At 31.3% G+C, this 13,198-nt stretch carries 11 protein-coding genes and 2 pseudogenes; 6 read left to right on the top strand and 7 right to left on the bottom strand.

Annotated features, from left to right (window positions below):
* The first annotated feature begins 4 nt into the window (after positions 1-4).
* Positions 5-451, top strand: coding sequence for a 30S ribosomal protein S9 (rpsI, locus tag GOY07_RS00840; RefSeq protein WP_175837490.1), 447 nt, complete (start codon positions 5-7; stop codon positions 449-451).
* A gap of 145 nt (positions 452-596) precedes the next feature.
* Positions 597-908, top strand: coding sequence for an HU family DNA-binding protein (locus GOY07_RS00845; RefSeq protein ID WP_175837491.1), 312 nt, complete (start codon positions 597-599; stop codon positions 906-908).
* Here the strand turns inward: GOY07_RS00845 and GOY07_RS00850 are convergent.
* Positions 901-1,599, bottom strand: a pseudogene (locus tag GOY07_RS00850) (pyridoxine 5'-phosphate synthase). The gene GOY07_RS00845 and the pseudogene GOY07_RS00850 sit on opposite strands and share 8 nt — an antisense overlap.
* 616 nt (positions 1,600-2,215) lie before the next feature.
* Between GOY07_RS00850 and GOY07_RS04595 the strand changes: the two are divergent.
* Entirely contained in the window at positions 2,216-2,278 is a 63-nt protein-coding gene (locus tag GOY07_RS04595) for a hypothetical protein (protein WP_369800438.1), read from the top strand.
* 336 nt (positions 2,279-2,614) lie between these two features.
* On the opposite strand, the gene GOY07_RS00860 is transcribed toward GOY07_RS04595, so the two are convergent.
* The gene (locus GOY07_RS00860) at positions 2,615-3,376 is read right to left on the bottom strand and encodes a cell division protein FtsQ/DivIB (protein WP_175837493.1); all 762 of its coding nucleotides are present in this window, start codon (positions 3,374-3,376) and stop codon (positions 2,615-2,617) included.
* Positions 3,377-3,380: 4 nt separating this feature from the next.
* Complete coding sequence (locus tag GOY07_RS00865; RefSeq protein ID WP_175837495.1) at positions 3,381-4,358, bottom strand: D-alanine--D-alanine ligase; 978 nt, start codon at positions 4,356-4,358, stop codon at positions 3,381-3,383.
* A 353-nt stretch (positions 4,359-4,711) separates the two neighbouring features.
* On the opposite strand from GOY07_RS00865, the pseudogene GOY07_RS00870 reads away from it, so the two are divergent.
* A pseudogene (locus tag GOY07_RS00870) lies at positions 4,712-5,331 on the top strand (transposase).
* Between the two features lie 403 nt (positions 5,332-5,734).
* Here GOY07_RS00870 and GOY07_RS00875 read toward each other — a convergent pair.
* Positions 5,735-6,109: a ferredoxin family protein gene (locus GOY07_RS00875; RefSeq protein WP_175837497.1), complete on the bottom strand. Its 375-nt coding sequence runs from the start codon at positions 6,107-6,109 to the stop codon at positions 5,735-5,737.
* A 443-nt stretch (positions 6,110-6,552) separates the two neighbouring features.
* Here GOY07_RS00875 and GOY07_RS00880 point away from each other — a divergent pair, with 443 nt between their 5' ends.
* Positions 6,553-6,747 (top strand): hypothetical protein, encoded by a 195-nt coding sequence (locus tag GOY07_RS00880; protein WP_175837499.1) that lies wholly within the window; start codon positions 6,553-6,555, stop codon positions 6,745-6,747.
* A gap of 1,397 nt (positions 6,748-8,144) precedes the next feature.
* On the top strand, positions 8,145-9,350 hold the full coding sequence (dapE, locus tag GOY07_RS00885) for a succinyl-diaminopimelate desuccinylase (RefSeq protein WP_175837501.1): 1,206 nt from the start codon (positions 8,145-8,147) through the stop codon (positions 9,348-9,350).
* A 573-nt stretch (positions 9,351-9,923) separates the two neighbouring features.
* Here the strand turns inward: dapE and GOY07_RS04600 are convergent.
* From GOY07_RS04600 to GOY07_RS00900, 3 genes are all read right to left on the bottom strand, one after another.
* Positions 9,924-10,046, bottom strand: a complete 123-nt coding sequence (locus tag GOY07_RS04600) for a winged helix-turn-helix domain-containing protein (RefSeq protein ID WP_369800432.1) — start codon at positions 10,044-10,046, stop codon at positions 9,924-9,926.
* A 1,539-nt stretch (positions 10,047-11,585) separates the two neighbouring features.
* Positions 11,586-12,542 carry a thioredoxin-disulfide reductase gene (gene trxB, locus GOY07_RS00895; protein WP_175837503.1) on the bottom strand — a complete coding sequence of 319 codons (957 nt, stop codon included), beginning with the start codon at positions 12,540-12,542 and terminating at the stop codon, positions 11,586-11,588.
* Positions 12,529-13,128 carry a peroxiredoxin gene (locus GOY07_RS00900; RefSeq protein ID WP_175838476.1) on the bottom strand — a complete coding sequence of 200 codons (600 nt, stop codon included), beginning with the start codon at positions 13,126-13,128 and terminating at the stop codon, positions 12,529-12,531. The genes trxB and GOY07_RS00900 overlap by 14 nt, the downstream gene beginning before the upstream one ends.
* Positions 13,129-13,198: the final 70 nt, after the last annotated feature.

Genomic DNA, 13,198 nt, shown 5'->3' on the forward strand with positions numbered 1-13,198 from the left:
AAGAATGGAAAGTTCTGTAATAAATCAATCAAAAAAAGTAACTAAATCGGCAGTTGATTTATTTTGTCGTTTATATGCTACAGGCAGAAGAAAAGAATCTGCGGCAAGAGTATGGATAAAACCAGGAAGTGGAAAATTCAGCGTTAATCAAAAGGACAATCTGCTCTCTTACTTTAAGAGAGAATCAGTGTGCCAAGTAGTGAAAATGCCACTTATTGTGACGTCTATGCTAGGTAGATGTGATATATTTGCAACTGTAAAAGGTGGAGGGCTATCTGGTCAAGCAGGTGCATTAGCTCATGGAATAAGCAGAGCTTTAAGTAAAATAAGCCAAGATTTATGTTCTACCTTACGTAAGAATGAGTACTTAACACGAAATTCGTGTGTTAAAGAACGTAAAAAGTATGGTCAGCGTGGAGCTCGGGCGAAATATCAATTTTCTAAGAGATAATTATTTTGTGGTGATATTTTTTTTATATATATTGTACGAATGTTAAAAAAATGTATAGTATATTCTTTTCGTGATAAATTTAATTGACTATCGGTATGAACGTAATATGCTGTTTATATAATTTTTCAATATTTTAAGGTAATTTATGAGTAAAGAAGATATAATAAATAAGTTAAAGCAAGCTTGTTCTAGTCAAGATGTAGAAATAACAAAATCTGATTTGAGTAAGGTTTTTGATGCACTTATGAAAATAATAAAGGGTAAATTAGATAAAGAAGGTGAAATACGCCTGCATGGAATAGGTACATTTTCTACTGCTATAAGCCAGGAAAAACAATGTCGTAATCCTCAGAATGGTGAAATCATGACTGTTCCTCAAAAGACAAGAGTGAAATTTAAGGCAAGCCAGACTCTTTTAAGTATTTTAAATAAGGAGAAAGAAGAAGTAGTTAGTTAGATATTATCATCTTCATTCTTTTTACTACGCTGTATAACCTGTTAAGTATAGCTTTGCTTATTAAAGAAGTGGCTTATGTTAAGAGCTGAAATGTAAGGTATTTCTTTCATCTTTTTAGCGTGTTTATAAGTTATGCCATGTTTCGCATGGCATTCTATCCTTAGTTTATTCATATACTCTATAGTGTTGGTAGTTAATTTTAGTTTTTCTTCTAATAGGTTGTTGCAGTAACTCCTGTATGAACTTCTACTATGCCAGGATTTGTTTCTAATTTTTTGAGATATTTTAGTTGATTAATATTTGGGTTGATAAACAGTGGAACCTTTATGCATAAAGCTATGCATCTCTTCCGTACTACAAAATTTGCTGTGCATGTTAATTATATCCAGACTACTTTCAGTTGTTAATTCTGCTCTTTTTTCGGCACTATGTTAATCAAATATGGTTTTACCTTTTTTGCTGTTTCAAATATTTCTCCCGTGGCTGCAATTTTAAGGTTTTAATCAAGTATTAGTACTTTTTGGGGAATTGAACACATTTTTATCTCTGATATGCCTTCTATCTTCTCATAAGTGACGATGTAAAATCTGCTCTTGTGTAATGATTCTTCAGCTTTTAATGGAATCTAGATAATGAGTTCTATGTGCATTGCAAAGGTTACAACATGGTCAATATTAACACCTAATTTTATGATTTATTACATAATTTACTTAATAAATTATATATATTGTGTTAATTCTACTCTACAATGAATGGATGAACAACAATAAAAAAAACAGTACTGAAGTGAGCAAAATAGCGAGGTTTAAATGGCGTTTAAAGTCAGAATTATTAGATGATAAAGTCGTGTAATCAGCCCATTAACGTCATAGAAAAGCTAGATTGAATCAGATTCACTTTGAACAAGTTGAAGTGTGGGTACAAAGAAATCCATAATATTACCTAAAAAATGAGAATAAGAATCCAGGAAAAACACTTAGCTTGAATGTCGGCAAGACTATAGTACACGTAATATGTAAAATTGGCACACATTTAAAAATTAGGTATGTATATTTTGGAAAGGGTATTAAAATGCAGGTTAGTAAAACTAGGAAGATAAAATTATTATCTCTACAATGCAGTTAAATTAATCCTAGAAATAAAGAGGGTTCTGTTCTTGTTTGCACCTAATGGTCAACATTGATTGTATGAATATATTTCTTGAACGAATGTTGCAATATTTAAGAATATGAGAAGCCTTTTTTGTCATGGATTGTGCTAATTGATATAAGTTAAAAAATTTCAAGGTATCTAGAAATATTGAGATTATATACCTACCACCATACTCATCCGAGTTCAATCTTATTGAGAGACTTTTTAGTTCTATATAAAATAGAACATTTTGTGTAATAAAGTTTGTAATACAGTGCTTTGCTTGAAAGCCCTTGTGTGAATTTATTACCTCTTTTCTCATTACGTAATTAAATAATTCTGCAATGTTACTTATTTAACTTACTAAGAATGAGAGTTAGTATAAGTGTTTAAAACATAAAAAAATGCTAATGTTTTTAAATAGATATTGACCATGGTTTCTTTTGCCTTTTCACTATTGAGTGAATTTCTTGATGCTTGTAAATTTGAGTTCACCGTGGATGGTGGTGCGAATGCTTGGATAACATTATAGTGGCATTACCGCATGAAGTTTGGGTGATGAGAAGGTAGCGAGATTACCTCTTTACAAATATTTTATCAAAAATACGCATATCAATTGTGCTCCAATCGCTAAAAGTAAAATTGGTTGTATTTTGTAAGTGATTTAAATAATCCCATGCCCTATAAGGATTATCTTCAGGCAGTTTTACTATGGAGATGTTATCAAGTATGATATTCCATCTTCTATTTTCTACATAAACACAAGAAGAAATGTAATCACTTAACTGAGTTTTACTTTCTAGTATATCTCTAATAAATTTTAAGTTTGATAGTGCGTTTTGTCCTGTAATTACAATAAAGTTATCTGTAGGATAATCATCTACAATCACTTTACCTTCGGAATCAATTACTGAAGTTTTGTTGTTATCTTTCCATAGGGCAAAAGGTTTATGTTCATCTACATTAATGTGTAGAATATTAGGCAAAATTCTGTAAATTCTTACGTGTTTTATCCATTTGCTTGTGGATTGTATGCTATCAGCAAGCTTTGAAAGTGATATGTACATAATTGGCTGCGTTTTATTATTTACTAGATTTAAAATGTCCTTTTCATTTGTAAGTTTATTGCCAGTTATAACCACTTTATCGATTGACAATCCACTATTGAATAGTAGATTAGATAAACAGTCATTACACCAAGTAAGGTAATGCTTAAATCTACTTATGATTTTATCAAGTGAGCTATAGAATACCAACGTAAGAAAGAGTGCTATTATGATAACCAAGGCACGCTTACGTAAAGAATTTCTTTGGTTTCTAGTAATATTGCTCAACATTTACTTAATCTCTAATATTTTTGTGCTGTTGACTATCTTTAAGGATAATCTTAACTAATTCATTAAAATCAATTCCTTTTGTTAATTTTGCAATTTCTGGCACTAACGATAATTCAGTAAGGCCAGGGTGTGTATTGATCTCAAGCATTTTTAGAATATTATCCTTAGGATAATAACGAAAATCCGAACGAGAAATAGTTTTACATCCTAGAAATCGATGGACTTTCAATGCATATTCCAAGGTCATTTCATATATATTGTCAGGAATTTCAGCAGGGAATATGTGCTCTGCGAACCCGTTTGTATATTTTGCTTCATAGTCATAGAATTTATTTTTTGGCCTTATTTCCATAGTGCCAATGGCTTCATCTAGCAATACAGCAGTGTGCAACTCTATACCTGGTATGTATTCTTCTATAGTTATAAAATCTCTTATTGTCCAAACTGGTTCTTCTTTCCGAATTTCAGTATCATGCTCTGGAGTGAAATTAAGCATGTTTTTTGATTTTAAATAATCTTCATGTGAGAAAATTATATGAACTCCAATGCTTGAACCTTCATTAATGGGTTTTAAGACATACGGATAATCAATTTTAATATTGTTTTTTAATATATCTCCTCGACTAATTATGTACCCTTTTGGGGTGTCAATACCGAGGGATCGGAATATATGCTTAGACATTGCTTTATTCATAGCAATAGCTGAAGCCATAACTCCGGAGTGTGTATATTTTATACCTAGAATTTCCAATAAACCTTGAATGCAGCCATCTTCGCCATAAGGCCCATGTAAAGCAATAAAAGCAAGGTCTGGGTTAATTTTTTTAAGCTTTTCAGCAGTGTTGCTGTCAACGTCTATTTCTATTGCCTTATATGAAAGGATATCAAGCGCCTTTTTTACTGCTTTTCCGCTCATCAGTGATATTTCTCTTTCACGAGAAAGTCCACCGCTTAAAATTGCTATAGTTGGGGCCATAAGCATTTTGGGAAAAACTTTATTAAGTATAACTACATATACGAACTTTGTAAACAGAAGAGAAATATCTTGAAGATTTATGGTTTATTACCATTGTCCTTGCAACTTTGTCATGAAAAAATTGCCTGCATCAGTTAAATATTGCTAACTATTAAGTTAGTGTTTTAATTATAAAGGTTAAGCCTGATGAGGAGTTTATCTACCATTTGGAGGTCTGCTTATGCTAATTTCTACTATATAAGGGACGGATAGATAATAATGGAAAAGAAGCCTTACTCAAAGTAAGTAAAATAATGAAATTTAAATGGCGTTTGAAGTCAAAGTTATTGGATGAAAAAGTTGTATAATCAGCAGAAGAAATGCTGAGGAAAATGTGAAGTAATGTATATGTTGCAAAAACTAAATACTGTAACTGCAGCAAAAAGCACAGTATAACAGCCGTAACAAAAGTATGTTTCATTTTCGAAAACAGCACTAACTGCATGGATAAAGTACCTAAAATTTAGAAGAGAAGAAAAGTTTTTTGCTCGCCGTTAATGGCGTAAAGAAATTAGATTGATTAGGGCAAACTTGAACAAGTTGAAGTATAGATACAAGAAATCCATAATGTTACCATAAAAGAAATGAGGAATAAAGAATTCTGGAAAAATTTAGCTTGAATATCAGCAAATTTATAATACACCGTAATATGCAAAAAATGAAGTTTTTGTATATTATACCAAGATCAGTTCTTGTTATAGATTGTGCTAGTGGCATAAGTCAGAAAATTTAAAGGTACCTAAAAACATCAAGATTATATACCTATCACCGTATTCATCTTAGCTTAATTCTATTGAGAGACTTTGGTTATATATAAAACAGAATATTTTGCGTGATAAAGTCTACAATACAATTGCTTTGCATTAAAAATGCTTTGGGCAAATTTATTATCTCTCTTTCTTACTCGGCAATTAAACAACTCTGCAATGTCACTTGTTAAACCTACTAGTAAATCTAGTATAGATTTTATAATATTTTATGTTATTTTGATATGAGGTCAATATCAGTGTCAAGAAAGACATAATTAAGAAAATTACAGGGTGTTCTTCATGGTAAGAAAATGAAACTAATGAAAAATGATAAACAGAAGACTAGAAATATTATATGGTCAACTATATGGTTGTAACACTTTTAGTAATTTTTGCGTAATTTATATTTTAACAACCCATTTTATCCTCTAATATGATCACCTAATATACTTGTTAGTAAATTAAATAGTAGTAAAGTTTCTATATTACTTAACCTATTCTCAAGTTAATATTTGTATTCTATCAATGACATAAATAACATAACTACCATCAGCAACTAAATTATTAAGGTGCAAGAAGTTTTTTTTAGTAGCGTTACTCTAGATTTTCATCAAAATAGGCCATTTTGTCTTTTTTTTCTTTATACTCTTCTGCAGTATGGAGAGGTTGCTTTTTAGCTGTGATATTTGGCCACTTTTGTGAATATTCTATGTTTATATTGTAAAATGATTTAAGGGTTTTTTGTTCATTGCTCAATAACTCTTCATTCAGTCTTAAAATATCTTTTATAGAATCATCTGCTACGATTGCATCTACTGGACATTCAGGTATGCACACTCCACAATCAATACATTCATCAGGTTTGATTACAAGCATATTTTTACCTTCATAGAAACAATCAACAGGACATACTTCTACACAATCCGTGTATTTGCATCTTATGCATTTATCTGTAACAAAATGCGTCATAAAGCACTTACATATTTATAATCTTGGGTACACTAAACTAATAAGAAATTCAAGTCTTTTGGTTATATTTTAGTTTAAAATGCTGATAAATATTGTGTATCTTTTAAGTAATTGGAAGAGCATCCATTTATAAAGATAAGTAAATTGGATAATGAGAAATTGGAAATATGGCTAGTTTAGCTAAAACCTTGGAATTAACAAAGTTTTGGCATGCTGAAAAAATGTGTAGGCCATTGAACGAAGTGTTAAAATGTTCAATAGGCTTACAATGATAAAAAGGTATATGGTATTCATGATACGCAAAAAGAAGTCAATGGTATGGAAAAATTGAAGCTAAAATCATACCTGTATGTAATCTAGATTACCTAACGTTTAAAGAAATATACCTGATTATTCCTCTGTAGCAATTGCGCTTTGATGACGTATTATTATTAAGTCGTGAGATGATTCTAATAATTGGTGGATGCAACTCTTTAATAAATAGAAGAATTTTTGCCAGTAAGTTGGCACTTGATTTAAGCGAAGCTGATTTTGTTATTGTATCTGGGATTACAAGAGAAATGGACACTGTGCGGCGAGTAGAGCAATATACAAAGATCACTCAACCATTGCTGTTACAGCGGATGGAATTGATGTAGTGTTGTGTCCAAGAGAAAATTTTTAATCTATGCAAGAAAATCACTGAAAATGTCTGATTAATAATTACTGAGCTTCCGTTTGCTACTAGACTAAAACCTTAATTTTCTTCAGAGGAATTGGAGTGTATATGGCCCATTACTAGGTGTAACGGTAATTGAAGCATTGAAAAAGTTCTAATTTTTTAGTAATGCAAGTTTTGCTTTGCATCGGGAGAGGAAAATATTTGCGGTTTATGATTTTTCTTTATATTCGTGGTCTAATAGTATCAATTATCTAATTAAGGATGGTGCTGAACTTATTGAATCCGCTGATGACATAATAGAGAGTCTAAGGTTTAATATTTCTGCGGACATTTTGCAAGTAATAAATTTTGTTTGATTAAACTGGAAGCATTACTCTATTCCTTATGATTGCTCTCTTTGATTTTTTGCTGCAGAATTTGTTTCGTTCTGGAATTTTTTTAAATTTAGTATTACCAGAACACTTAACTATATGTTCTACATCTAGAATAGTTGATTTGACTAATGGGATTTAGTATTGATAATATTTTCTTTGCAAGTTAGCCATGGTAATCGTTGTAGCGCAATTTTTTTGCTATGGAGTAAAGAGTAATCTTTCATACTAATTTTCTTATATGCGTGAGCTATCATATGGCCATTCTTGGATTACAGAATATCTATCTTTCAATATTACCATTCCAAGTCCTGAAATCAGTAAGGCTTCCATAAGTAATAGGACCACTTTATTTTGCCTGTTTTAGCAAGCATTAGCTACTCTCTTAGCAAAAGAGACTCCAGATCACAGGCGAATGGTCAAAGTAAATTCATTATATTCTGTACTAAGTAATAGGTGAAATAGTAATCACTTAATTTACGCTGTTGGAATGACAGATAAAATTTGCAAATCTACTCATTAATGTAAGGCGCGATAATGCATTGATAATTATCTCGATGTTGATGTTACTCTACCTTGAGAAAGGGTGCTTTAAACAGTTTTTATATCCATTTACTAATGTTGAAATATTTATATAAGACTTTGTCCTCTAGGTAGGCTTGCTACTTACAGGTGTCATTAACAGTGCCACATTATCGAATGCGACTACTATCTTCTGCTTTATTTTTGACTGAATTTGTGATGTCAAGGAAGGCAGTAGAGTTTCCAGGAATGATTAAATTGGGAGTTTTATTGAGTACGTTTTTATTTATACAAGATTTGTTGCGTTTTTATCTGCAACTAGAAAAATACCATTTTCTTATTGTGTACATATTTTATAGATATTGTCTGCAAGACAATGATCTGCTATTACTATATGAGGTGTATTTAGTTTAATGTAATATTTGTTTTAAACAATACATAAAATGTTTACAATATAGTAATATAAGTATTTTAAGGCGACATGAAAATTGACCCTGTAGAGCTAACTAAGGAATTAATTTCCCTTAAGAGTATAACACCGAGAGATGATGGAGCAATAGAGCGTATAGCGGCAATCCTCAAGCAAAGTGGTTTTAATTGTGAGATTTTAGAGTTTGGTGATAATAAAACTAAAGTTAAAAATCTTTATGCGAAGTATGTAAACGGGGTACAAAACTTATGTTTTGCAGGCCATGTTGATGTTGTACCACCAGGTCAATTAAAAGGTTGGACATCTGATCCGTTTAATCCAAAAGTTAAAAATGGTGTGTTGTATGGAAGAGGAGCAACTGACATGAAAAGCGGGTTAGCTGCATTTATTACTGCTATGGTTGATTTGGTTGCAGAAAAATTTCGGTTTAACGGTTCGATAAGTGCATTAATTACCAGTGCTGAAGAAAGCAGAGAAGAATATGGAACAAAGGCTGTTTTGAAATGGATGGAGAGTAAGCACAAAAAGATAGATTATTGTGTAGTTGCTGAACCAACCAGTAGTGAGAAGTTAGGAGATACTGTAAAAATAGGCAGAAGAGGTTCTGCAACATTTGAGTTAGTTTGCCATGGGAAACAAGGGCACGTTGCTTATCCGGATCTAGCAGACAATCCAATATATAAGATGATATCAATACTGAATAGGATAAAAGATACTACTTTTGATGGTGGTAATGAATATTTTCAACCTTCAAATTGCGAAATTACTACTATCGATGTTGGAAATAATGCTTATAATATAATACCTGATTCAATAACTGCAAGTTTCAACATTCGATATAATAATATGCAAACACCTAATATTTTATATAAGTTGATTGATGAAATATGCTTCAGTATAACTAACGATTATAAACTCTTTATGCATAACAGCAGAGACGCTTTTCTTTCTATTCCAGATAGAAATACTGATATTATGCTTGATGCAATAAATAGAGTTACAAATATTGATGCTGTGCTGACCACAAGTGGTGGCACATCTGATGCTGCATTTATTAAAGATGTTTGTCCGGTGATTGAATTTGGGATGGTTAATAAAACTTCACATCAGGTAAACGAGTGTGTATTAGTAAACGATATACATAAATTAACAGCTATATATAGGGAATTTATAAAAAATTATTTTTACCCCACTAATAGAATATTAAGTCAGATTAATGTGGTTAGTAATATACCTGACCGTCCATTGTTAGCTTGAGTGTATTTTAGGCTAGTAGAGACAGATAATTGGGAAACATCCTTATACAATTCTTATTGTTAGTGATTTAAATAAGTGACATTACATGGTGATTTAATTGCGAGTGAGAAAGAGAGTAATAAATTTGCACAAGATACCTTCGAGCAAAGCAATTGTATTATAGACTTTATTGTGTAAAATATTCTATTTTATATAGAACCAAAATCTTTCAATAGAATTAAGCTTTGATGGGTGTATAATCTCGATATTTTAAAGTATTTTTAAATTTTTAACTTATGTTAACGAATACAATATGTGATAAGAAAGGTTTCTGTATTCTTAAATATTGTGACATTTATTCAAGAAATATGTTCATACAATCAGTTTGGTATTCAGTGTAAATAAGCTAGAACCTTCTTCATTTCTAAGATTAACTGCGCTGTAGAGATCAAAATTTTATCTACTTAAAAATTTCACTTTAACCTGTGTTTTAACGCCCTTTTAAAACCACCGTATCCAAATACTGAATATATACAAAGCTTTAGTTCATCAAAGGTGAATAACTTTTGTTTAGGATACTTATCAATAATCTCATTAAGTTTTTTTTAACTCTTTTTGCTTGCTTTTATCTTGTTCATTTTGAATTGATCTTGGCGTAATATACGAAAACTTCATTTTTTGCATATTGCGGTGTACTGTAGTCTTGCTGACATTCAAATCAAATTTTTTCTGGATTCTTATTATTATTTCTTTAATGGTAATATTAGGGTTTTCTTGTATCTATGCTTTAACTTATTCAAAGTGACTTTGATTCAAGCTAATTTTTCTATAACGTTGGGTGAGTAAACAATAGCATTTCTTCTGCTGATTACACGACTTTTTCATTCAATAATTTTGACTTCAAATGCCATTTAAACTTCGTTATTTTACTTACTTTAAGTAAGGCTTCTTTTCCATTATTATTCATCCGTTTTAAGTTTACCTACAAGCTTTTGACAAAACTGTTTAAAATCTATCGCTATGTCATTTATATTTGTTAAATGTTACACTGCGCTTGTAGAGAATTCTTTATCTAGATAATTTATAATAGATGCGATTAGATAATCAACATTACTCAATACTAGAGTATCAATTGCATGATTCATGAGACAATTTCTACTAATAGTATCGGTTAATCATTCTATAATAGCTCGCGTTCAATTATTTATTTCAATTGTATATTACACTGTATTATAGTGTGTAGACTTTATTTAACTAAAGTCAAGATTTTTATAGTTTTATCAATACTTCTTGTTTATCTTATGTTTTACTCTCTAAACAAGATTTAATGACTGGAACCAAGTGGTATTTCTATTTCTTGATTTGAGGCTCTTTTTTAGCACTTATAATTAAGTTCTGCGTCCAATAGAATTTTCAAAACTAGATAAGTGTTTTTGTTATGCAAAGTATTCAATAATCCTTTTTTTATGTTTTTTTGAATTCTAATCTTATTGTGCCTTAAATTCTCTTGCAGTACCATTTAGATGGTTTCTATATTCATAATTTCTAATATCAGTTTTCATATCTAAGTGCGTAAGCAACATTTTTACTATATCCTTAATTCCAATCTAGCAAGTAATATGCAAGGCTGTATTTTCCACATTAAAGGTTTAAATAGACTCCACTATACCCATCATAAGTGAATTAAGTATACATGCTCACCTTGAGCATTTACACTATTTTTTACAACTTGGTCATTATTATAATATCTGTGATACCTAGCCGCACCTCTAGCTACTTCTTGCCACAAGATAAATATATCGGACGCCTAAATTAATTTTTCCTCTGTCTTTACTTATGAAAAAGATTGCCTACTTTGAGTATTAATATAAATATTTCTGTTTTGTATAAGCAATTTAATCATTTCTTTTAGTGCATATTGTTATTGCTCTAGCTGTGTAGGTATTAGCAACAGATATCAAAAATATTATACCTTCTTTATCAAATGCATTAACATCAGCATCTTCTGCTATAGTAAGTTAAAATCTTCTAGGTTTTCATTATCAATAACCTGAAATAGCTTTTGTGTTGATTTATTAAGTAGTTCAGGAAGTGCTAAACTAAATCACTAACTTAGTAGTATCTCTGTCCTATTACTGTGCATATCAAATCTACTGCAACAATCTGCTATCACCATATCGCGAAAAGAGAAAATAGCGATGAATCTCCTTTTCTTCTTTAAAAAGTGATCTTGTACATTTTTTATTTTTTAATTTTTTACTCACTTGCGCATTCTAGAAATTTCTCTGCATCAAGTGCAGCCATGCACCCTGTACCTGCTGCAACCACTGCTTGGCGATATACCTTATCTTGAACATCACCTGCAGCAAATACTCCTGCTCTACTAGTTAAAGTTGTTCCAGGTTTTGTAATTATATAGCCCTGCTCATCCATTTTAACAAAACCCTTAAAAATACCTGTATTTGGTGTACACCCAATTGCAATGAATACTCCATCCACTTTCAATTTCTGGATTTTATCAGTTTCTGTTGATCTAATTATAACATCAGTGACTTTCTTTGGATTCTCTTTTCCAAGAATTTGTTCTATGACATGATTCCACATAACTTTTATTTTATTATTTGCGAAGAGCCTGTCTTGCATTATCTTTTCCGCTCTCAATTTGTTGCGCCTGTGTATTAATATAACTTCTTTAGCAAATCTAGTTAAGAATATTGCCTCTTCAACGGCAGTATTTCCTCCACCAACCACAGCTACAATCTTGTTTCTAAAAAATGCACCATCACAAGTTGCACATGCTGAAATTCCGTAACCTTGAAATTTCTTTTCACTCTCCAAATTAAGCCACTTAGTTTGTGCACCAACTGCAATTATAACTGCATCTGAATAGTAGTTATTAATATTACCAGAAGACTTAAATCTAGCCTCATTAGGCTTCTCAAGCTGTTCAACGCTCTTCATTTCATCATCTACTATTTCTGCTCCCATCTTTTCTGCATGTAACCTCATTTGTCCCATTAATTCTGGACCTTGTATTGAAACAAAACCAGGGTAATTCTCAACATCCGTAGTAATTGTAAGCTGACCACCAGGCTGCATCCCTGTTACTACAACTGGCTTCAAGTTTGCACGTGCTGCATATATAGCAGCAGTGTAACCTGCTGCTCCAGACCCAATAATAAGAACTTTTGTACTGAATCTATAATTCTTCACTGTATGAGTTTAGATAATCAGCCACTCCTTCATTACTTGCTTGCATTGCTGGTTTGCCTTTCTTCCACCCAGCTGGACATACTTCGCCATGCTCTTCGTTATGTTTAATTGCATCAACAATTCTAATAAATTCATCTATATTACGCCCTAGGGGCAAATCATTTATTGATTGGTGACGCACAATAAATTTATCATCAATAACAAAAGTTGCCCTTAGTGCAACTGAGTCATCATATAACACTCCATAGTTTCTTGATATAGATTTTTTGATATCAGCTACTAAAGTGTAACTAATTTCTCCGATACCTCCATCACTAACTGGAATTTTTCGCCATTGATGATGTGAGAATTTTGAATCTACACTTATTCCTATTACTTCAATGTCACGCTTTGCAAACTCACTTATTCTGTTATTCAATGATATCAATTCAGTCGGACAAACAAAGGTAAAATCAAGTGGATAGAAAAGAAGGACAGCATATTTACCTTTTATGTGCTCACTCAGACAGAAGTTATCAACGATTTCTCCATCAGGAAGAACAGCTGAAGCAGTAAAATCGATGGCAGATTTTGTCACAAGATTCATAATTAACCTATTCATTTTAAAACATTTTTAATTTTACTCTTTGAGAAGTTTACATGCAAGTTTTCTTTAA

The sequence above is a fragment of the Wolbachia endosymbiont of Litomosoides sigmodontis genome (assembly GCF_013365435.1).
Lineage (GTDB): Bacteria > Pseudomonadota > Alphaproteobacteria > Rickettsiales > Anaplasmataceae > Wolbachia.

Excerpts from the sequence above, each read along its gene's own strand:
- rpsI (WP_175837490.1), top strand. The coding sequence starts at position 5 with ATGGAAAGTTCTGTAATAAATCAATCAAAAAAAGTAACTAAATCGGCA.
- GOY07_RS00860 (WP_175837493.1), bottom strand. The coding sequence starts at position 3,376 with ATGTTGAGCAATATTACTAGAAACCAAAGAAATTCTTTACGTAAGCGT.
- GOY07_RS00900 (WP_175838476.1), bottom strand. The coding sequence starts at position 13,128 with ATGAATCTTGTGACAAAATCTGCCATCGATTTTACTGCTTCAGCTGTT.
- GOY07_RS00875 (WP_175837497.1), bottom strand. The coding sequence starts at position 6,109 with ATGACGCATTTTGTTACAGATAAATGCATAAGATGCAAATACACGGAT.
- GOY07_RS00865 (WP_175837495.1), bottom strand. The coding sequence starts at position 4,358 with ATGCTTATGGCCCCAACTATAGCAATTTTAAGCGGTGGACTTTCTCGT.
- dapE (WP_175837501.1), top strand. The coding sequence starts at position 8,145 with ATGAAAATTGACCCTGTAGAGCTAACTAAGGAATTAATTTCCCTTAAG.
- GOY07_RS00845 (WP_175837491.1), top strand. The coding sequence starts at position 597 with ATGAGTAAAGAAGATATAATAAATAAGTTAAAGCAAGCTTGTTCTAGT.
- GOY07_RS00880 (WP_175837499.1), top strand. The coding sequence starts at position 6,553 with ATGATTCTAATAATTGGTGGATGCAACTCTTTAATAAATAGAAGAATT.